17 protein-coding genes and 1 pseudogene are annotated in these 19,950 nt (G+C 72.8%); 10 read left to right on the forward strand and 8 right to left on the reverse strand.

Translation table 11 applies throughout. The features are described 5' to 3' along the window. A pseudogene (locus ACG2DA_RS14415) lies at positions 1-1,844 on the forward strand (hypothetical protein); the annotation flags it as partial. A gap of 61 nt (positions 1,845-1,905) precedes the next feature. Beyond that, on the forward strand, positions 1,906-2,466 hold the full coding sequence (locus ACG2DA_RS14420; protein WP_395256485.1) for a DUF2585 family protein: 561 nt from the start codon (positions 1,906-1,908) through the stop codon (positions 2,464-2,466). 160 nt (positions 2,467-2,626) lie between these two features. On the opposite strand, the gene ACG2DA_RS14425 is transcribed toward ACG2DA_RS14420, so the two are convergent. The 4 genes from ACG2DA_RS14425 to ACG2DA_RS14440 all read right to left on the reverse strand — a co-directional run bounded on the left by ACG2DA_RS14425 (position 2,627) and on the right by ACG2DA_RS14440 (position 7,581). Further along, on the reverse strand, positions 2,627-3,340 hold the full coding sequence (locus ACG2DA_RS14425; RefSeq protein ID WP_395256486.1) for a DUF1080 domain-containing protein: 714 nt from the start codon (positions 3,338-3,340) through the stop codon (positions 2,627-2,629). 164 nt (positions 3,341-3,504) lie between these two features. After that, positions 3,505-5,703 carry a SpoIIE family protein phosphatase gene (locus tag ACG2DA_RS14430; protein WP_395256487.1) on the reverse strand — a complete coding sequence of 733 codons (2,199 nt, stop codon included), beginning with the start codon at positions 5,701-5,703 and terminating at the stop codon, positions 3,505-3,507. A gap of 119 nt (positions 5,704-5,822) precedes the next feature. Beyond that, complete coding sequence (locus tag ACG2DA_RS14435) at positions 5,823-7,100, reverse strand: glycosyltransferase (protein WP_395256488.1); 1,278 nt, start codon at positions 7,098-7,100, stop codon at positions 5,823-5,825. A gap of 58 nt (positions 7,101-7,158) precedes the next feature. Continuing rightward, on the reverse strand, positions 7,159-7,581 hold the full coding sequence (locus ACG2DA_RS14440) for a hypothetical protein (RefSeq protein ID WP_395256489.1): 423 nt from the start codon (positions 7,579-7,581) through the stop codon (positions 7,159-7,161). Positions 7,582-7,921: 340 nt separating this feature from the next. Here ACG2DA_RS14440 and ACG2DA_RS14445 point away from each other — a divergent pair, with 340 nt between their 5' ends. Continuing rightward, positions 7,922-8,197 carry a hypothetical protein gene (locus ACG2DA_RS14445; RefSeq protein ID WP_395256490.1) on the forward strand — a complete coding sequence of 92 codons (276 nt, stop codon included), beginning with the start codon at positions 7,922-7,924 and terminating at the stop codon, positions 8,195-8,197. Positions 8,198-8,257: 60 nt separating this feature from the next. Here the strand turns inward: ACG2DA_RS14445 and ACG2DA_RS14450 are convergent, their stop codons facing one another. Genes ACG2DA_RS14450 through kdsA form a run of 3 tightly spaced genes read right to left on the reverse strand, consistent with a single transcriptional unit; the run spans position 8,258 to position 12,336 of the window. After that, positions 8,258-9,379 carry a bile acid:sodium symporter family protein gene (locus ACG2DA_RS14450; RefSeq protein ID WP_395256491.1) on the reverse strand — a complete coding sequence of 374 codons (1,122 nt, stop codon included), beginning with the start codon at positions 9,377-9,379 and terminating at the stop codon, positions 8,258-8,260. Next, complete coding sequence (locus ACG2DA_RS14455; protein WP_395256492.1) at positions 9,376-11,421, reverse strand: hypothetical protein; 2,046 nt, start codon at positions 11,419-11,421, stop codon at positions 9,376-9,378. The genes ACG2DA_RS14450 and ACG2DA_RS14455 overlap by 4 nt, the downstream gene beginning before the upstream one ends. Before the next feature lie 42 nt (positions 11,422-11,463). Beyond that, positions 11,464-12,336 carry a 3-deoxy-8-phosphooctulonate synthase gene (gene kdsA, locus ACG2DA_RS14460; RefSeq protein ID WP_395256493.1) on the reverse strand — a complete coding sequence of 291 codons (873 nt, stop codon included), beginning with the start codon at positions 12,334-12,336 and terminating at the stop codon, positions 11,464-11,466. 236 nt (positions 12,337-12,572) lie between these two features. Between kdsA and ACG2DA_RS14465 the strand changes: the two genes are divergently transcribed. From ACG2DA_RS14465 to ACG2DA_RS14475, 3 genes are all read left to right on the forward strand, one after another. Further along, positions 12,573-14,327 carry a GAF domain-containing protein gene (locus ACG2DA_RS14465; protein WP_395256494.1) on the forward strand — a complete coding sequence of 585 codons (1,755 nt, stop codon included), beginning with the start codon at positions 12,573-12,575 and terminating at the stop codon, positions 14,325-14,327. A gap of 128 nt (positions 14,328-14,455) precedes the next feature. Next, the gene (locus ACG2DA_RS14470; protein ID WP_395256495.1) at positions 14,456-14,800 is read left to right on the forward strand and encodes a putative quinol monooxygenase; all 345 of its coding nucleotides are present in this window, start codon (positions 14,456-14,458) and stop codon (positions 14,798-14,800) included. 230 nt (positions 14,801-15,030) lie between these two features. Continuing rightward, positions 15,031-16,014, forward strand: a complete 984-nt coding sequence (locus ACG2DA_RS14475) for a DnaJ C-terminal domain-containing protein (RefSeq protein WP_395256496.1) — start codon at positions 15,031-15,033, stop codon at positions 16,012-16,014. 32 nt (positions 16,015-16,046) lie between these two features. Here the strand turns inward: ACG2DA_RS14475 and ACG2DA_RS14480 are convergent, their stop codons facing one another. After that, positions 16,047-16,379 carry a hypothetical protein gene (locus tag ACG2DA_RS14480; protein WP_395256497.1) on the reverse strand — a complete coding sequence of 111 codons (333 nt, stop codon included), beginning with the start codon at positions 16,377-16,379 and terminating at the stop codon, positions 16,047-16,049. A 142-nt stretch (positions 16,380-16,521) separates the two neighbouring features. Between ACG2DA_RS14480 and ACG2DA_RS14485 the strand changes: the two genes are divergently transcribed. The 4 genes from ACG2DA_RS14485 to ACG2DA_RS14500 all read left to right on the forward strand — a co-directional run. Then, positions 16,522-16,851 carry a DUF3311 domain-containing protein gene (locus ACG2DA_RS14485; RefSeq protein WP_395256498.1) on the forward strand — a complete coding sequence of 110 codons (330 nt, stop codon included), beginning with the start codon at positions 16,522-16,524 and terminating at the stop codon, positions 16,849-16,851. 68 nt (positions 16,852-16,919) lie between these two features. After that, the gene (locus tag ACG2DA_RS14490; protein ID WP_395256501.1) at positions 16,920-18,626 is read left to right on the forward strand and encodes a sodium:solute symporter family protein; all 1,707 of its coding nucleotides are present in this window, start codon (positions 16,920-16,922) and stop codon (positions 18,624-18,626) included. 69 nt (positions 18,627-18,695) lie between these two features. Next, complete coding sequence (locus ACG2DA_RS14495; protein WP_395256499.1) at positions 18,696-19,163, forward strand: acyl-CoA thioesterase; 468 nt, start codon at positions 18,696-18,698, stop codon at positions 19,161-19,163. 105 nt (positions 19,164-19,268) lie between these two features. Then, the coding region (locus tag ACG2DA_RS14500) for an ABC transporter ATP-binding protein (RefSeq protein ID WP_395256500.1) at positions 19,269-19,950 on the forward strand (682 nt) is incomplete at its 3' end.

The raw sequence follows: 19,950 nt of genomic DNA on the forward strand, positions 1-19,950 counted from the left end.
CCCCGGCGCCGGGGCAGGATCTGGACGACATCCTCGGCCGCATCAAGGAGTTCCGGCAACTCCGGGAGCGCTGGGAGGAACTGGAGGACCGCGGCGACCGCGGGCGGGACCGCGACCGGGAAGCGGAGGCCCAGCGCCGGAACGGACCGGACCTGCGACCCGGCCCCGGATCGGGCCCGCCGTCGGGGCTGTACGGACCGGGGGGAGCCGGCCGGCCGGGGGCGTACGGGCAGGCGCCGGGGCGGTCGGGCGCGTACGGGCCGCCGAACCCGTACGGGCCGTCGTCGCCGTACGACGCGTGGCAGGGCTCCCCGTTGGCGCAGGGTCCGTACGGGCAGAACGTCGTGCAGCCCGGTCGCCAAGCACAGGGATCAGCGGACCGGACGACCTACGTGATGTGGAACCCCGGGCTGCGGCCGGGCGTTTACGCCATGGACGGAGCGCCTGGCGGAGCGGTCCGGGTGGAAGTCTTGGCTGCGGACGAGGTGGACCGCAGCCGGCGCCGCATCGAGGCCCGGCGGGAAGCGGAGGCCGCCGCGGCTCAGGCTCAGGAGGAAGCGGTCCAGGCGCTGGAGGCGATGATCAGCCCGCTCCGCGACCTGCGGTACGGGCTCACGTACTTCTCCGTCGTCCGCGGCGGAGTGGAGGCCGCTCAGGCTCAAACCGGGCTGGCGACGACCGTCAACGATCGATTGATGCGCTCCCTCGCCGCCCTAAGCCCCTCGTCCGTCACGTTCGCCTCGAACGACCCGTGGTCGCGTCCCAAGAGCGGCGGAGACGGGGCCGAGCGGCTGACGACCTGGACCGATCCGGCCTGGGCCGAGGCCGAAGAGGAGATCCGCCTGTACGCCCGCGACCTCCAGGATCTGACTCGCACGGTCGCCCCGATGTCCGACTTCTTCGCGGTGAAGACGCGGCAGTTAGACCGTCTCCGCGGTCAACTCCTGACAGCGCTGGACCGGCTGCGGGCGGCCCGGAACCAATTGCGGCGGCCGGGCGTGGGGCCGTGGCCGGGCGAGGCCGGTGACGGCCGGGCCGCGGGGGGCGAAGATCGCCTCCGGCTGTACGCCCTCGCGGCCCGCCTCACAGAGCAGACAAGCTATCTCAAGTCCGCCGTGGCAATGGACCCGCTGCGGCCCGTGATCGACGCCGGCCGCGGCGCCACGCTGATGGACCTGGCCGAGCGGGTGGACGCAACGGCCCGCGACCTCGCCGCAGCCTTGGCCGAGGGGGCGGACAACCAGTCCGTGTCCGCCGCCGACGCCGCCTTCGAGTCGGCATGGGCGGATTGGAACGCCGCAACCGGAGACGCCGCTCGTCCACGCGCCGGGAGCGGTTGGGACGGTCGGATCGGTCAGCAGAAACTCCTCGCTGACGACCTGACGGCCGGCGGGGACGGGGTCGCGGAAGCCGCGCAGCGGGTGGAGCTCGTCCACGAGGCGCTGCACGACGCCGTGCCGCGGGTCGGCCCCCGCGGGGACGGCGGGGCCGGGGCCGTGGCGAACGCCGCCCGCACGGCCGAACGGGCGGCGACCGCGTTCGAGGCGGCCCTCCCGCGGGCGGACCTCCGCGTATTGGGCGGCCAGTCCCGCGACCGGTTCGTCGCGGCGATCCAACAGCTCTCGGCGGCGACGAGCTACTACGTCCGGATCGTCGAAGCGGCCCCGATCGGCTCGGCCAGCGAACGCCGCGCCCGCGGCGTGGTCGAAGCGGCCGTCACGGAATCCTTCAGCGGACTGGAGGCGATCGCCAACTCCGGCCGCCGGGACGGCGCCGCCGCGGCCGCCCGCGATCTCGTCAATGCGCTGGAGACCTGGCGGTCCGCCGTTCGTTTCGCGAACTGACCCCCCGCCATCGTGTCCGCCGCCCGCCCGTCCCGCCCCGTTCTCCGTCGGGGGGACGCTGTTGGTCGCGGTTCTCATGGCGATCGGGCTGCGGTGGGAGGGGCGCCGCTGGCTGGACGACTCCGGCCGAGTCCTGCCGTTCGTCGCGGCGCCGGACTCCCCGGAGACCAGCCAGCACCTCGCCGACCCGTACACGTTCACCCACCTGCTGCACGGGGTGGCGCTGTACTGGCCGCTGGCCTGGACGGCCGGCCGGTTGCTGCCGGCCTCGCTGCGGGAGCGCCGGCCGGCGTTCGTCACGGCGGCGGCGTTCGTCGCCTGCGCCGCGGCGGAGGCGGGGTGGGAATTGCTGGAGAACTCCCCGGCCGTAATCGACCGCTACCGGACGGACACCGCGGCGCTGGGCTACCGCGGGGACGCGATCGTCAACTCGCTCGGCGACCTCGCCGCCTGCCTGACCGGCTTCCTGCTGACCCGGCGGATCGGGGCCACGGCCTCCGTGATCGTGTTCCTGCTGGTCGAACTCGCCCTGCTGATCGCGATCCGCGACGGCCTGATCCTCAGCGTGCTGATGCTGCTCGTCCCGCTGGAGAGCCTGCGGGACTGGCAGGCGGGGCGGTAGCGGCTTTCTCGCCGGAGCGTTCCGTCCAATACCAGTCCGGAGCGCAAGCTCCGGCCGTGCGTTCTCCAACCGCCGGCTGCGCCGACGGCCGATGCTTGCGCATCGGGCTGGTAATCGCTGCGAGGCGCGACCGAGGCACGCCGGCCCGCCCCCGCCCGACTCAGGGGGTTTGCAGGACGAAGCGGCGGAAGCGGACGGTCATCGGGCCGCCGGAGTGCATCTGCAGGCCGATCATGCCCTCCTTGCGGCCCTCCGGATCGACCAGATCCACGCTGGGGGCGCCGTTGATCCAGGTGCGGACGCGGTCGCCCTCGGCGCTGATGCGGTAGACGTTCCACTCGCCGGGCTTCAGGGCGTCCTCGGCGCTCGTCTGGTCCGGCTTGCCCTCGGCGGGGTAGAGCATGCCGCGGCCGTTCTCCTCGTAGAGCTTGCCCCACCAGCCGGCACCGGCGTCGGCCTGATAGCCGCGCATCTCGCTGTCGGGGCCGGGTTTTTCGCCCTCCTCCTCGGCGATGCGGACGCTGCGGAACTGGATGCCGCTGTTGGCGTCGTTGGGGGTGAGCTTCATCTCGAAGGTGAGGTCGAAGTCGCCGAAGGTGCGGTCGGTGGTGAGGAAGGTGTTGTGGTCCAGCCCCTCGGAGACGCCGACGATCGTGGGCACGTCGTCGATCATCTGCACGGACCACAGGTCCTTCTCGCCGGTCCAGCCGTCGAGGGTCTTGCCGTCGAACAGCGGGGGGACGTCCCCGCCGAGTTCGTCATTCGGGGCGGCGGCCGGGCCGTCCTGCGGCTCGCCGCCGACGCAGGCGACGGGGGCGAGGGCGAGGGCGAACGCCGCGAACAGCGGCGCGAACGGGCGAAACGGAGAGCGCATGGCGACGCGGGGAGATGCGGGGGACGGGGCGAACGCCGCGAGCGTAGCCGGTCCGCCGCCCCGTCGCCTCTCCTTTGCCCCGAACCCGATTCGCCCGGGCCGCCGCGCTCGGGCCGCCGCGCTCGGAGGCGCCGCGGCCGGGCGTGCCTCGGGCGCGGCCGGGCTCAGGCGGAGCGGCGGAGGGCGACGGCGCAGATGTCGTCGGTCTGGGGGCCGCAGCCGGTCCAGGCGGCGACGTCGGCGCAGACGGCGTCGATCACGTCGGCGGCGGCGCCGGCGGTGCGGCCGTAGACCGCCGCCAGGCGCTCGCGGCCGTACAGGCCCTTGGCGCGGGCGTCGAGCTCCTTGCCCGCGTCCCTCCCTCCCGGGGAACGGTCGCCGGCGCCCTCGCGGACGGCCTCGGTAATGCCGTCGGTGAAGATCAGCGCCCCCTCGCCGGGCCGCAGCGTGCGGCTGGCGACCTCGAACCGCTGCTCGGCGTCGATGCCCAGCGGCATCCCCCCGCTGACCTCGTCCAGCGGCTCCACGGAGCCGGAGGCGGTGCGGACCAGCGGAGCCATGTGGCCGGCGTTCACCGCGTACAGGCAGTGCGTGCGGGGGTCCAACAGCAACATCACGCAGGTGATGAAGCGGTGCCCCATCGGGCCGGCGGTCAGCTCCCGGTTGAGCCGCCGCAGGGCGCTGGACAGGACGTCCGGGCTTTTCTTGCCGGCGGCGCCGAGCAATTGGGCCCGGGCGGCGGCGCTCAGGCGGGCCATCAGCAGGGCCGCCGGCACGCCCTTGCCGGCCACGTCGCCCAACGCGATCGCCAAACGGCCGTCCGGCAGGGGGATGTAGTCGAAGTAGTCGCCGCCGACGCTCTGGGCGGACTCGTAACAGTCGGCGAACTCGTACCCCTCCAGCGGCGGGGGGGCCTGCGGGAGGAAGCCCTGCTGGATGTGGGCGGCCAGTTCGAGGTCGCGTTCGGCCTCGCGGCGGCGGGCGGACTCGAGCGTCAGCCGGGCGTTCTCCGCGGCCAGGCCGATCGGCACGGAGACCGCCCGCAGCAGGTCGAGGTCGTCCTCGGAGAACTGCCGGGTCGGGTCGGCGGTGTCGAGTTGCAGCACGCCGAAGGGCGTTTCCTCCCGGCCGTGCAGCGGGATGCAGACGACGCTGCGCAGTTGCAGGTCCGCTAGGCTGCTGGAGGCGTCGAACCGGCTGTCGCCGCCCACGTCCAGGCTGAGGATCGCCTCGCCGGTCTCCATCACCCGCTTCACGATCGTGCGGCTGATCCGCACCTCCTCGCCGCCGTCCCCCTCGTCGTCGAGCGCGGCCGGATTCGATCCCAGCGCCGGACGGGTGCGGGTGGCGCGGACCGTCGGTTCGGCGCCCGGTTCCTCGGCGAGCATCACGAACCCGCGGTCGGCCTGCGGGAACGCGTTGAACAGGGAGGCCAGCGTGCGGTCCAGCACCCGGTTCAGCCCGTCGCTGCCGACGAGGTCCCGGGTGATGGAAAGCACCGCCCGAAGCTTCGCCTCCGGATTGACGTCCAGCCGGTAGCCGCCGACGCGGGTGGCCGGCAGCGCCGCGAGCACGCCGGCGGCCTCGTCGGTGAACTTGTAGTCGTAGTGCGAATCGGTGTCCGACGTCTTCGGCCGCGTCCGCCCGGCCGCCCCGCCGGCGGCCGCCGGCTGCGGCAGCTTCTTGCGGGTGGTGTCGTCCTCGTCCGCCTCGTCGTCGAGGGCGGCGTCCTCCTCGGCGGCGCCGTGCCGGTCGGTGGGGGAGTTGAAGCCGTCGGGCGGCCGGTGGGCGGCGCCCTCGACCGTCGCCCCGTCCGGGTCGCCGTCCCCGCCGGCCCGGTCGGAGAAGGGCGGATCGACGGTGACCATCGCCGGATCGTCGGAGCCGTCCGTGTCGTTGACGCCGGGATTCGAATCGAGCACGGAGTCGCCGGAGCCGGGCTCGTCGTCCGCCTCCGGCGGGGGCGTGGTGGCGACGAACCGCAGCGTCACGTCGCAGATGACGATCTCGTCCCGGTCCCGCAGCTTCACGCGGCCCTGCACCGGTTCGCCCCGCAGCAGCGTCGCGTTCCGGCTGCCGAGGTCCTCCAGGTAGAACCCGCCGCCCTCCGCGGCGTCCCCGCGGGTGATGCGGGCGTGCCGACGGCTGACGGTGGGGACGTCCAGCGTCACCTCGCAGTCCGGGTAGCGGCCGATCGTGAGGCTGGAATAGCCGTCCGGGCCGCCGAGCGGGACGTACCGCACCGGGCCGCCGGAGTCGTCGCGGCCGGATTTGCCGGCGCCGGCGGAACTCCGTTCACGAACGGCGGAGCCGGTGACGGCGGCGGGCTCCGCCCCGGTCGGCTCGATGCGGAGGTGAGGCACCGGGGGCGGACCCGAACGGGACTCTGTGGACGACGGGGAAACGCTGCGACGGCGAACGCCGCCGGACCGTCAGCGTAACCGCTCGCCCCCACCGTCGCACCCGCCGTCGGTGCGGACGTTCAGTCCCCGCCGACCGGCCCTGAACGGTCCGCTTCCCCCGATTGGAAACGCGCGATCGACGCTTCGGGTTCGCGCTGAGACGGGGCTGCCGCCGGCGGGTCCCCCGTGCCGACGGCGGCGCCGCGCCGGCCGGCGACGACGTCGGCGCTCAGCGTCCGGATCTGCCGGACCATCGTGGTGTAGCGGAACGGGTCGGTGAACCGCCGCCGCCCCTCGGCGCCCAGCCGCTCCCGCAGCGCCGGGTCGGCGGCGAGGGCGGCGAGGGCCTCGGCGAGAGCCGACACGTCCCGGGGGGGGACGAGGAACCCGGTTTCGTTCGTGAGGCACACCTCCTTCGCCCCGTCGGCGTCGAACGCCACGACCGGTTTGCCGCTGATGAGCCCCTGCGGCAACACCCGCGGCAGACCCTCCCGCAGCGAGGCGTGCACCACCAGATCGCTGGCGTGCAGCAGTTCGGGGATGCGGTCGGTCGGCACCAGCCCGGTGAAGACGAACCGCTCCGTCAGCCCGACCGCGGCGATGCGGCGCTCCAACCCCTCCCGCAGCGGGCCGTCGCCGATCAACAGGTACCGCAGGTTCGGCGCCCGGTCCTTCAGCAGGGCCGCGGCGTCGACGAGGAACTTCTGCCCCTTCAGGTCGCTCAGGCGGGCGACCTTGGCGGCGACGACGTCGGTCGGCCCGAAGCCCAGTTCCTCCCGCACCGTCTCCCGCGGCCGGGGCGGGTTGAGGAACGGTTCGACCAGCATCCCGCTGCGAATCGTGGTGAACCGCTCCCGCGGGGCGATCCCGGCGGCGACGTACTGGTCCGTCATCGCGTCGGCGACGCTGATGAAGTGGGCCGTTTTCGGCCCGGCCCAGCGCTCGGCGGCCCGGAAGGCGGCCCGGCTGACGGGGTTCTGGAAGGGGTGGAAGCTCGGCCCGTGGACCGTGTGAATCGCGGGGACGCCGGCCTTCTCCGCCCCGGCCCGGCCCAGCACGCCGGCCTTGCCGGAGTGCGTGTGCACCAGGTCCGGCTGCAACTCGGACACCAGCCCGGCGAAGCGCCGCATCGCGGCGGCGTCGGCCCACGGCCGCAGGTTCCGCACCAACCCGGGCAGTTCGATCACCTCGAACCCGGCGGTTCGCGCCCGCTCCATCAGCGAGCCCTCCCGCCCCAGCCCGGGGCCGGTCACCAGCGTGACGCGATCCCCCGCGGCGTGCTGGCCCTCGCAGGTCAGCAGGGTGTTCTCCTGCGCCCCGCCGAGGATCAGCCGGGTGATGAAGTGAAGCACGTGCATGGCGAAGAGGGTAGCGCCCTTCCCCCCTCGCCCCCTTTTGGGGGAGAGGGGGGCAGATTTACGCCGCTTTCGCCAGCATGCCGCGGCCGGAGCGGGTGACGCGGTACCGCACGCCGGCGGCGACGTTGGAGAGGTCCACGTCCAAGGCTCCGGCGGCGAGCAGCAAGCCGTGCAGGTCGGCGGCGTCGCCGTCCTCGTCGACCTCTGCGCCGTCCGCCTCGCCGACCGTCTGCGGGGCCAGCCGCGGTACGGCGATCGGGGTGCGGCGGGCGGGGGCGTCGCTCTCCTCCTCGTCGGCGTCGTCCTCTGCGTCCAACTCGGCCGCTTCGTCGGCGGCGGTCGCGTTGTCGGCGGCGGCCGCGTCGTCGGCGGCGGCCTGGGCGGCGCGTTCTTTGGCGGCCTCTTTCACGGCGGCGTCGTACGCGGCCAGCAGGGCCAGGGCTGCGGGGGACAGGGCGAAATCGTCGGCGAGCAGGTCCATGCCCCCCGGTTCGGACCGCCGCCGCGGCGGCGCCCAACGGCCGGCCGCGCGCCCGCACCGTCGGCGCGAATCGCCCTGAAAATCAGATGTTCACTGCGGTCCCGATTCAAGATCGGGCGCCCGCGGCACGGCGCCGTTCGTGCGGGAACGAAGGATTGAGCCGGGAAATCCGCGGGCGCCGCCCACGCGGGGTGAAGGCGGGCGGGCGAATCGTCCGATGCCACCGCTACGACCCGACCCTCGGGCCGCCCCCGCATCCCGGGGACGCTCCCCGCCGGCCGCACGCCGGGCCGGGACCGTTTCCCGCCGCCGCTGAGTCCCGAACGGACGCCCCACACCGATGTCGCTTCCGACCTCGCGGACCGCCCGCGCCCTCGCCGCTTCCGTCGCCCTGTGCGGCGGCGCCGTCGCTTCCTTGGGGCTGACCGGCTGTCAGGCCAGCATGGCCGGCCAGACGCTGCCCAGCCCGTATTACCTGCGGGACGACGTGCAGTTCTTCCCCGCCGGGCCGGAGTTCCAGTTCCCGAACCAGGTCCGGGCGATCGAGGAATATCAGCTCGAAGGCATCGGCGGCGGCGCCGACGGCCCCGCCGATCCGATCGGCCCGGTGAACTGAGCCTGCGGCTCTGAAGCTCCAAATCTCAAGAAACAAGAACCAAAGGACGGCTGCGGCCGCTCAGCTTTGGTTCTTGTCCTCTTGGGGGTTGGAATTACCGGCCCTCAGCCGGCTCGCCACCGCGGTGTCCAGGAACATCTGGCTCGCGTGGTAGAGCAGCATCGGGAAGACCGCCAGCGGGACGCCGCGGCCGGGGCCCAGCAGGTTCGGGTCGCCGAACATCGCCGGGCTGACCGCGACCAGCAGGCCGATCGGCAGCGTCTTCTGACTGCCGGCGAACGCGCAGGCGATCTGCTCCCCCCGCCCGAAGCCCAGCAGGCCGCCGCCGAGGAACGCCACGCCCATCGCCAGGCTGTGGACGAACACGCAGCAGGCCCCCACCCAGGCGACGGCCCCCGCCAGCCGCAGGCCGCCGTCGCCCTCGGTCACGCCGAGGTCGTCCAGCGTGCGGCCGGCCTTCGCCGCCCCGGTGAAGACGATCCCGAGCACGAGGAACAGGGCGAGGTTCCCCCACAGCGCCCGCCGGCCCGCCGCCAGCCGGCCGACCGCGGGGATCGCCCGCACCGCCTGCCCCACGGCCATCGGCAGGGCGGCGGTGAGCAGCAGTCGGACCATCAGGGCGGGCACGTCGAACTCCACGCTCCGCCCGGTCGTCACCAGCAGCGTCGCCGGAATCGTCAGGAAACACAGCCCGTTCGTCAGCAGGGTGACGAGCAGGCTGACCGCGTCGTTCCCGCCGGCCTGCCGGGTCCAGACGCTCGCCCCGGCCATCGTGCAGGCGCTGGCGGCGGCGATCATCAGGCCCAGCCGGAAGTCGATCAGCCCCTGCGTGTAACTCAGCGGCCAGGCGAGCAGCGGGACCAGCGCCACGTTGCACGCCGCCGCCCACAGCACCGGGCCGGGCTTGGACAGCGCCGCCCACAGTTTGCCGCTGTTCAGGCTGAAGGCCATCAGGAACAGCACCGCCGCGGTCAGCAGCCGGGCGTCGAACCAGTCGCCCGGCGGCCCCCAGGCCGGCGGCGTGCTCTCCGGGTTCCAGCCGATCGCCGCCCCGCCGGGGATGACCACGGCGAGGGCGAACAGGAACCAGTGCTGCTTGAACGCCGCGACGAACCAGGCACGCGACGAAGTCCCCTCGGGCGAGCGGGGGGCCTCAGCCCCCTGAACGTTCGGATCGCTCACTCGGCCGCGTCGCTTTCGGTTCCCTCGGCGGTCTCCGGCTCCTCGGACGACGCCCCGGTTTCGTCGGACGTTTCCGAGGACGCGGCGGGCTCACGCCCCCCGCTCGCCTCGCCGTTCGCCCCGCCGTTCGCCCCGCCGTTCGCCTCGTCGTCGTCGGCCTGCGGGGCGGGCGGCGGGGCGGTCCAGCGGGCGATCCAGACCTTCAGCCGCGGGCCGTCCGGGCTGCCGACGTACTGCCGGGCGAGAGCGGCGGCGGTGGTCGCGTCGCCGTCGTTCCCCACGATCTCCGCCAGGCGGCTCGCCGCGGTCGCCTTGCGGGAGTTCGCGGGGCTGTTGACGAGGGTGCCCAGCAGCCGGGCGGCGGACTCCGGCCGGCCGCGATCGAGCTGCGTTTCGGCCAGGAACAGCAGCGCGTCGGGGATCGCGGCCCCGTGCAGGGCCTGCACCTCGGGCGGCAGCGGCCGATCCAGCGGCCAGGGGGCGACGTCGTTCGCCGCGGCGGCCCGCAGGATGGCGTTCACCTCCCGGGCGTCCCGGGCGACGGCGGCGGGCTCCTCGGCGTCGGCGGCCCGGCTGCTGACGGCCTTCTGCTGCCGGACCTCCGCGGCGGTGGCCGGCGGCAGCGGCCGCGGGCTGACCAGCGACCCGATCTGCTCCGGCGAGAGCAGCCCCTCCAAAATCCCCGCGGCCTCCCGCACGCCGTTCGCCCCGCCGGCCAACTGGGCGTGCCGGGCGGTCCACAATTCGTCGCCGGGGGCGGTGGTCGGGACGGCCCGCTCCCGGTCGTATTCAAAGTCGCCCTCCTCGGTGATCGTCACCTCGCCGGGGGCCTGCAGCCCGACCCGCACCGGGGCGTTGAGCGTCGCCGGGACCGGCGCCTCCGCCGCGGCCGCGACCCGCTCCGCCGGGACCGGCCAGAGCGCAACCGCGTCCCGGTCGAACCCCGCCGACGCGACCCGGCTGACGAGCCCCGGCTGGCCGGCCCGGTCGTGCAGCGGGTCGAACGTCCGCGGGGTGCGGCCGCCGGGGCCCTCGACCGTCGGCAGGACGATCAGCCCGCTCGCCATCCGCCACCATTCGTTTTCGCCGATCAGTTGGGGGGCGAGATCGGTCAGCGCCGCCTCGTCGGGGACCGGCAGTTCGGCGGCCTCGTAGAACGCCCGCATCGCAGCGCGGGCGGCGTCGTCGTTCCGCAGTTCGCTCAGCCGCACGGGGCGGTTCGGGTCGGCCGGGCCGGGGACCGGCAGCCCGGTCCGCATGTCGAACAGGGCGATCTCCTTCCCCCCGTCGCCCCCGCCCGGCAGCAGCACGCCGACCCACGCGGTCGGCTCGTCCGGGTCGCCGGTTCCCCACGGGGTCAGCAGCACGCTGTCCAGCCCCGCCTGGCGGAGCAGGTCGGCGAACAGCCAGGCGCGGTCGGCCCAGTCGCCCTCGCCCCGCAGCCGGGCGTGGTACGTGCTCCCCGCGGGCCGGTCGCCGTTCACCCGCTGGGCGCCGAGGGGGAACAGGCGATCGGCGACGTGGCGGTTCAGGGCGACGGCGACGGCCTCCGGGGCGGCGTCCGGGCCGACGGTGCCGCTGACGGCGGCGGCGTCCATCAGCCGGGTCCGCAGGAAGCGGGCGTCGGCGGCGTCGGCCCGGCGGTCGGTCGCCTGGGCCACGGCGTCCGCGCCCAGCAGTCGGGTCAGCAGGGCTTCGGCGTCCGCGGTTTCGGCGTCGGCGGCGGCCAGCGGCAGCGGCCCGGGTGGCACGCCGGTGCAGGCTTCCTGCTGCAAATAGAGCGTCAGCAGTTGGGCGGCCCGGTCGGCGTCCGTGGTGCGGCCCAGTTTGACCGGGGCGAGCATCCCCACGGCGTCCTCCAGCCAGCGGACGCACTGCCCGTCCTCCGCCGCCGCCGCCGAGCCCGCCGCCTCGCTCGTGTTGACGGAGATCACCTCCCGTTCCCGCTCCCGATCGCACCCGCCCAGCAGCGACAGCCCGCACGCCGCCAGCGCAACGAGCGCCGCGACCGACAGCGGGCGGGAGAACGCGGATCGATTCACAGAAACTCGCGGGGTGAGGAACGAAACGAGACGGGGAGCGGTTCAGTCCAAGCTCAGCACGACCTCGCGCAGCCGGACGAGGCTGCGGAGCAGGGCGGGCACGTTTTTGAAGTCCACTTGGTTGGGGCCGTCGCTCTGGGCGTGGTCCGGGTCGGGGTGGCATTCGAGGAACACCGCGTCGGCGCCGGCGGCGACGGCGGCCCGGGCTAGCGGGGGCACGGCGGCCCGGTTCCCGCCGGTCGTCGCCCCGCCCGGCCGCTGCACGCTGTGGGTGGCGTCGAACACCACCGGCACGCCGAAGCCGGCCATCACCGCCAGCCCCGTAAAATCATTGACCAGCCGCCCGTAGCCGAACGTGCTGCCCCGTTCGGTCAGCAGCACGTCCTCGCAGCCGGCCCCGCGGAGTTTTTCCACGGCGTGGCGGGCGTCCTCCGGGGCGACGAACTGCGGCTTCTTCACGTTGACCGCCCCGCCGTGAGCCGCGACCGCCGCCGCGGCCGCTTCCAGCAGGTCCGTCTGGCGGGCCAGAAAGGCCGGGATTTGGAGCACGTCGCAGACCTGGGCGACGGCGTCGCACTGGTCCGGCAGGTGGACGTCGGTGGTCAGCGGCAGGCCGGTCGCGGCGCCGGCCTTTTCCAAAATCCGCAGGCCCTCCTGCAGGCCGGGGCCGCGGAAGCTGCTCGCGCTGGTGCGGTTCGCCTTGTCGAAGCTGCATTTGAACACCGCCGGCACGCCGAGGTCCGCGGCGATCGTCGCCACAGTCTCCGCGGCCCGGAGGGTGAACTCCTCGCTCTCAATCACGCAGGGGCCGAGGAGGAAATGCAGCGGCTCCCCCGGCCCGCAGACGGACGGACCGTCCGCCCCGGGAACCCGCCCCAACGAAACCCGGCCGGACGAAACAGACGGTGCGGACACGGCGGCGGAAGCGGGGCGAAGGGGTGCGGGGCGACGGGCGGGACGATACCGCCGTCGCGGCGCGGTTCCTACGCGGCGCCCGCCCGGGGCGTTGGTCCGCCCGCCCGCTTTTCCCGCCCGACCCGGCGATCCGGCGTCGGCGCCCGTCCGGTCGCCGGGGCGACCGATCCGCCCGTCGTTTGGTCCACGGGAAGACGTACCGTAAGATATCTGTCGCTCGTCTCCTCGGAGCCCCGGTGCCCGTCTCCGCCGATCTCGATCCTGCCGGCGTCGGCTCGACCCGACCTGGCGCCGCCCCCGCCGGCGCCGCCGACGCCGTCTCCCCCGCGATCGACCCCGCCGCCATTCTCGCCCGGCTGCCGCAGGCGGTCGCGGTCGTGGACTCGAACTGCTCGGTGGTCTGGGAGAACGGCCGCCTGGCCGAGGTGCTGAACCTCGCCCCCGCCGACTTCGCCCCCCTCGGCCGGGACTTCTACGAACTGTGCGGGGCGAACCGCGACGCCGACCTGCTGCGGAGCGGCGGGTGCCCGATCGCCGGCGTGCTGGCCCCCGGCCCGCGGCCCTGCGGGGCGGGCGACTCCGCCGAGAACGTGCTGGAAACCGGCGACCGCTTCCTCGCCCTCACCGCCTGCCCGCTGACCGCCGGGGCCGGCGGCGCCGCGGGGAACGACGGCGAAGGGACCCGCGGCGACGCCGTGGACGTCGACGAGAAGGGCTGTCCGGCCGAGGGGCGGGCGGTGGTGGTGGTCCGCGACGTGACCGCGGAGGTGCGACACCGGCAGAAACTCGACGCCATCCGCCAGGCCGGCGAAGAACTGGGCGACCTCATGCCGGAGGAACTGCCCGACATGACGGCCGAGGACCGCGTCGAACTGCTCCGCGGCAAGGTGCTGAAGTTCACCCGCGACCTGATGAAGTTCGACACCGTCGAGATCCGTCTGCTGGACGATCTGACGGGCGAATTGCGGTCGCTGCTCAGCTCCGGCATGGGGGAGGGCGTCGCGGAGTTGCCCCTGCGGGCCGACCCCGAGTCCAACGGCGCCACCGGGCTCGTCGCGGCGACCGGCAAGCCGTACCTCTGTCCGGACACGACCTGCGACCCCCACTACCTGCCCGGCGCCCCGGGCGCCCGCAGCGCGTTGACGGTCCCGCTGGTGCTGGGCGAGCAGATCCTCGGCACGTTCAACGTCGAAAGCCGCGAACCCGCGGCGTTTACGGAGGACGACGTCCGCTTCGCGGAACTATTCGCCCGGGAGATCGCCGCGGCCCTGCACACGCTGGAGTTATTGGTCGCGGAAAAATACAGCACCGCCCGGGAGAGCACGGAGCGCACGCTGCGGGAAGTCGCCGGCCCGGTGGACGAAATCCTCCGCGACGCCGCCTGGCTGCTGGAGAAATATATCGGCCACGGACGGGAGATGTCCGATCGGCTCAAGCGCGTGCTGGCGCGCAGCCGGGAGATTAAATCGCTGATCCACCGCGTCGGCGAGGAGTTGCGGCCCGAACCGACCCGCTCCCCCCTGCCGGACGGCCCGGTGCGGCCGATGCTCAAGGGCGCCCGGGTGCTGGTGGCCGACGCCGACGCCCAGGTCCGCAACGCCGCCCACGCCCTGCTGGGCCGGGCCGGCTGCGAGGTGGAGACCGCCCACGACGTCGGCGAGGCATTGATGATGGCCCGCAGCTTCCCCTACGACGCCGCCCTGGTGGACGTCCGCCTGCCCCCCGGCGACGACGCCGGCGCCTCGAAGCAGGCCGGCGACGACGCTCCCGCCGCCGACGCACTGCCCCCGGAGGTGCCCGCCGGCGGGTACGACTGTTTCCGCGCCCTCCGCGAACACGCCCCCGGCCTGCCGGTCATCTTTATGACCGGCTTCGGCTACGATCCCGGCCACAGCATCGTTCGGGCCCGCCGCGAGGGCCTGCACGGCGTCCTCTATAAACCCTTCCGGCCGGACCAGCTCATGAGCGAGCTGGAAACCGCCGTCGCCTGAAACGCTTTGCGCCAACCCGAAGCGTCAGCGAGGGACGCGGGCGCCGTTTCGCTTCTCGGGAAGCCCTCGCTGACGCTTCGGGTTAGTATCGGGCTCCGATCCGTTCGCCCGCCTTTCGTGAATTCCCGATGCCCGACGTCCCCCCCGCCCCGACCGAAGACCAGGTGATCCTGCACTTTGAAGTGCGGATCAAGCCGGACAAGCGGGAGGAGTTCCGCGGTCATATTGAAAAGATGACCGCTTCGTCGAAAACGGAGCCGGGGTGTCTGTTCTACCGCTATCACGTCGCGGACGACGCCCCGGACCACTACGTCGTGTGGGAGGTCTGGGAGGACCGCGGCGCGTTCGTCACGCACGTGAAGCAGTTGGCGAAGCTGTTCGGTCCCCCGGCCCCCGGCGCGAACCCGCCGCTGCCGGAGAAACTCGCGGACTGCTTCGCGGAACTGCGGGTGCACGAATTGACCGCGGTCTGATCGCCGGCTCGCCAACCCGAAGCGTCGGCGCGGGCTTCGACGCGGCGGGGAAAGCTCCCGGGCGGGCGGCGACGGGAAATCGGTTGAAGACGGGAGAAACCCCGGGGCGGCGCCGCCGACGAACGGACCGGCCGGGCCTATGATGCGGGTTCTCGCGTGACGCGGGTTCCCTCGGCCTTCCTTCCCCACCCTCCCACGATCCCCGCCGACCGGCGGGCCAAACCTCGGCGATGGCGGACGACTACTACAAAACCCTGGGCGTCTCCCGCACCGCGGACGCCGCGGAGATCCGCAAGGCGTACCGCAAACTGGCCCGCGAGAATCACCCGGACCGCAACCCGGACGACCCCAAAGCCGCGGAAACCTTCAAAGCCGTCGGCGAGGCCTACGGCGTGCTCTCCGACCCGGAGAAGCGGGCCCAGTACGACCGCTTCGGCGCCAACTACAAGCAGTTCGGCGGCGGCCGGCCGGGCGGGGGGAACCCCTTCGGCGGCGGCGGAAACCCGTTCGGGGGCGGCGGCTTCGGGGGCGGTCAGCAGGTGGACGTGAGCGACCTGTTCGGCGACGGCGGGTTCGATCTGAACGACCTGCTGGGCGGCCTCGGCGGGGCGGGGGCCCGCGGACCGCGGGGCGGGGGGAGCCCCTTCGGCGGCGCCGGCGCCCGCGGCGCCCGCACGCGGTCCCGCAAGGGGGCGGACGTGCGCACGACCGTCACCGTGCCCTTCCACGTCGCCGCCCGCGGCGGGGAGTACGAACTGACCCTCGACCGCGGCGGCAAGCGGGAGTCGCTGACCGTCAAGATCCCCGCCGGCATCGCCGACGGCGGCACGATGCGGCTGGCCGGCAAGGGCGAACCGGGCGCCGGCGGCGCCGCGGGCGATCTGCTGCTGACCGTCAAGACCGCCCCCCACCCGGTCTTCCGCCGCGACGGGGCGAACCTCGTCATGGACCTCCCCCTCACCCCCGCCGAGGCCGCCCTCGGGGCCAAGGTGGACGTGCCGACCCTGTCGGAAGGCACCGTCACCCTGACGATCCCCCCCGGCACGGCCAGCGGCGCCAAGCTGAGGCTCCGCGGCAAGGGCGTGCCCAACCCCAAGACGAAAACCGACGGCGACCAGATCGTGCAGACGAAAATCGTCGTCCCCAAGTCTCTCAGCGAGCGCCAGCGGGAGCTCTATGAGGAACTGAAGACGCTCGACGCCGACGTGCGGTAGGCCGTCGGCGAGCCGGGACGATTCGCGGCGGCTTACGGCTCGATCGGTCGCCGCACTGCCCGCCGCACGCCGCGGCCGACGGCCGCGTAGATCAGCCACAGCGGGGCCGCCTGCGCCGCCGCGGCGAACGCGATCCCCCAGCCGAGCAGGTACGTCCACCCGGGAACGCCCGCCCACCCCGCGAAGCCGCCCGCTAAGGCCGCCGCAAACCCGGCGCCCCCGAGCCTCGTTAGCGTGCTTCCCTCCTCCCGCCCGCACCGCCGGTCGATCCAGAATGTCATCGCCATGTAGGCGGCGTGGACGCACAGGAGCGCCGCCGGCAGGAGGAACGCTTCGACCCAGATCAGGATCAGCGGCCAGTTCACAGCGGGGTCCGGGGAGCGAGGGACGTGACAGCGTAACGGATCGGTTCGCTCGGGTGTGAGACGCCGCGGCGGCCGGTACACTCCCGGCCCGCCCGCCCCCTCGGGGGCGCCCCGCCCGGTCGCCTCGCCCCGGACCCCGCCCGTGAAAATCCTTGTCTGGTCGCTGGTCGCCCTGCTGGTGGTCCTCCACCAGGACGTGTGGTTCTGGGGGGACGACCGCCTGATCTTCGGCTTTATGCCGATCACGCTGCTGTATCAGGCCTGCATCTCCCTGGGGGCCAGCCTTGTCTGGCTGCTGGCGGTCAACGTCGCCTGGCCGGTGGACGAGGAGCTGATCCCCGACCCCGTGCCGGGCGCCGATCCCAAGGGGCCGGGGACGGACCGCGTGCCGGTCTCCGAGCGGCCGATTCCCAAAGAAAAAATCAACCCCCGTCACGCCGGCGGCGACGACATGCAGGGAGCCCCCGCGTGACCGACTTCGTGCTTCCCCTGTTGGCGCAAGCCGCTCCCGCCGCCGAGGCCGGCGTGGACTCCGGCGCGATCTGGCGGGTCGTCATCATCGGCGCCTACCTCGTCCTGCTGCTGGCCCTGGGGCTGGGGGCCAGCCGGCTGTTCACCGGGTCCAGCGAGGACTACCTGCTGGCCTCGCACAGCATCGGCCCGTTCCTGCTGTTGATGAGCCTGTTCGGCACCACGATGACCGGCTTCGCCCTGGTCGGCAGCAGCGGGGAGGCCTTCACCAGCGGCGTGGGCGTGTACGGGTTGCTGGCCAGTAGCAGCGGGATCGTGCACTCGCTCTGCTTCTTCGTGCTGGGGGTGAAGCTCTGGGGTTGGGGCAAAAAATACGGCTATACCACGCAGGCCGGGTTCTTCCGCGACCGGCTGGAGAGCCGCAACATCGGGCTCGTGCTGGTGCCGATTCTGGTGGGGCTCGTCATCCCCTACCTGCTGGTCGGCGTGATCGCCGGCGGCAAGGCGATCGAGGGCGCCACCGCGGGCGACTTCCCGCAGCTGTTTGAATCGACGAAGGGCGCGATTCCCGCGTGGCTGACGGAGCTGGTCGTCTGCGGCGTGGTGCTGACCTACGTCTTCGCCGGCGGCATGCGGGGCACGGCGTGGGCGAACGCCTTCCAGACCTGCGTGTTCATGGTGCTGGGCGTCGTGGCGTTCTACATCATCGCCACGAAGATGGCCGAGACCGCCGTCGAAACCGGCCGCGTGCAGTACGCCGACGGGCCGAACGAGGGCGAGCTGCGGACCGAGCCGCCCGAAGGCTTCATGGACAGCCTGCGGATCGTCTCCCGCGAGATCCCCCGGGCCAAGCGGGTGCGGGCGGAGGTGTCCGACGAGGCCGACCTGATCGGCACCGTCGAGGCCCCGGAGGTGTTTCGCAAACGGGAGGGTTTGGACCCCTGGCGGTTCCTGACGTACCTGTTCATCCCCTTTTCCGTGGGGATGTTCCCGCACCTGTTCCAACACTGGCTGACGGCCAAGAGCGCCGCGACGTTCAAGTTGCCCGTGGTCGTGCACCCGGCCTTCATCGCGATCGTGTGGGTGCCCTGCGTGCTGATCGGGGCCTGGGCGACGACGGGGCTGGTGGACCTGCCCCCGCCCTGGCTGGCCAGCGACGTGACCGTGGAGGAGAACGCCAACAAGGTGCTGGGCTTCATGGTCTCGAAGCTGAGCGGCAAGATCCTCGGCGGGTTCCTGCTGGCCGGGGTGTTGGCGGCGATCATGAGCTCGCTGGACAGCCAGTTCCTCTGCATCGGCACGATGTTCACCAAGGACCTGGTCGAATATTACGCCCCGGTCGGCAAGTACACCGACCGGCAGACGGTCGTGATGAGCCGCGGGTTTATCATCGCGGTCGTCGCCGTAACCTACGTGCTCAGCCTGTTGATGGGCGACAGTACGCGGGTGTTCCAGTTGGGCATCTGGTGCTTCAGCGGGTTCGCCTCGCTGTTCCCGATCGCCTTCCTGGCCGTCTATTGGCGGGGCCTGACGAAGTGGGGCGCCTACGCCGGCATTCTGGCGGCGGGCGGCACCTGGGCGGCGATGTTCGTCGCCGCGGACTTCGCCGCCAACGACGACTACTACCTGCACCTGCCGATCCCCGGCTACCGCACGGTGGAGCTGATGCCCGTCACCGGCATGTTCCTCGCCAGCGCCGCGGCGGCGGTCCTCGTGTCGCTCGTCACGCCCAAGCCGAGCGCGACGACGCTGGCGAAGTTCTTTCCTGTCAAATAACCAAGAGACAAGACACAAGAGACAAATTCGTTCTTTGTATCTTGTCTCTTGTTCCTTGGTCATTCCGCAATGACGTCCGCCGTCCCGAAGGTTTCCCGCTTCGTCCACCCCCGCCGGGTCCAGTTCTCCGAAACGGACATGGCCGGGATCGTGCACTTCGCCGAGTTCTACCGCTATATGGAGGAGGCGGAGCACGCCTTCCTGCGGAGCGTGGGGCTCTCCGTGATGATGCACAACGACGACGGCAGCATCCTCGGCTGGCCGCGGGTGCGGTGTCAGTGCGGCTTCAAGGCCCCGGCCTATTTTGAAGACCGGCTGGACATCGAAGTCCGCGTGCAGCGGATCGGCGTGAAGAGCCTCACGCTGGACTACGTCTTCACCCGGGACGACGGCCCGGAGGCCAACGGCGGGCAGCCCACGCTGATCGCCGAGGGCTCCATGAAAACCGTCGCCTGTACCTTCACGCCGGACCGCAAAATGACCAGCGTCGCGGTGCCGGAGGCGCTGCTGGACCGGATTGAGGAAGTCGGGAAGTAGTCACTAACCCGAAGCGTCAGCGAGGGCCGGGGCTTGCGCCGCCGCCGAGATGCCCTCGCTGACGCTTCGGGTTAGTGTTGGCGGACCGCTCTGGAAGCCCGACCGATGCCCGCCGTTCAGCTCACCGACGTCTCCAAGACCTACGCCGCCGGGGCGGAGACGGTGGAGGTGCTCTCCGGGGTGAACCTGACCGCCGAGCCCGGCGACGCGCTCGTGCTGACCGGCCCCAGCGGCGTCGGCAAGAGCACGCTGCTGTACATCGTCGGCCTGCTGGAGCCGCCCAGCGGCGGGCGGGTGGAGCTGTTCGGCGAAACGCCCTGGGAGTACGACGAGCAGCGCCAGGCGAAGTTCCGGGCGGAGAAGATCGGCTTCGTCTTCCAAGACCACCATTTACTGCCCCAGCTGACGGTCACGGAGAACCTGCTGGTCCCCGTGCTGGCCGGCCGGACGGTGTCGAAGGCGGACGAGGCCCGGGCCGCGGCGCTGCTGGACCGCGTCGGCCTGAGCCACCGGGCGACGCACCGCCCGGGGCGCCTCAGCGGCGGCGAGCGCCAGCGGGCGGCCCTCTGCCGGGCCCTCATCAACGAACCCGGCCTGCTGCTGGCCGACGAACCGACCGGCAACCTCGACCCCGCCACCGCGGAGACGGTCGGTACCCTGCTGCTCGACTTAGCCAAGGACGCCGGCACCACGCTGCTGTGCGTGACGCACAGCTTAGACCTCGCCGCCCGCTTCCCCCGGCGGCTGACGTTTGAGGGCGGAAACGTGTCGGAGCCGCGACCGTCAG

It is taken from the genome of Alienimonas sp. DA493 (assembly GCF_043951915.1).
Classification (GTDB): Bacteria; Planctomycetota; Planctomycetia; order Planctomycetales; family Planctomycetaceae; genus Alienimonas.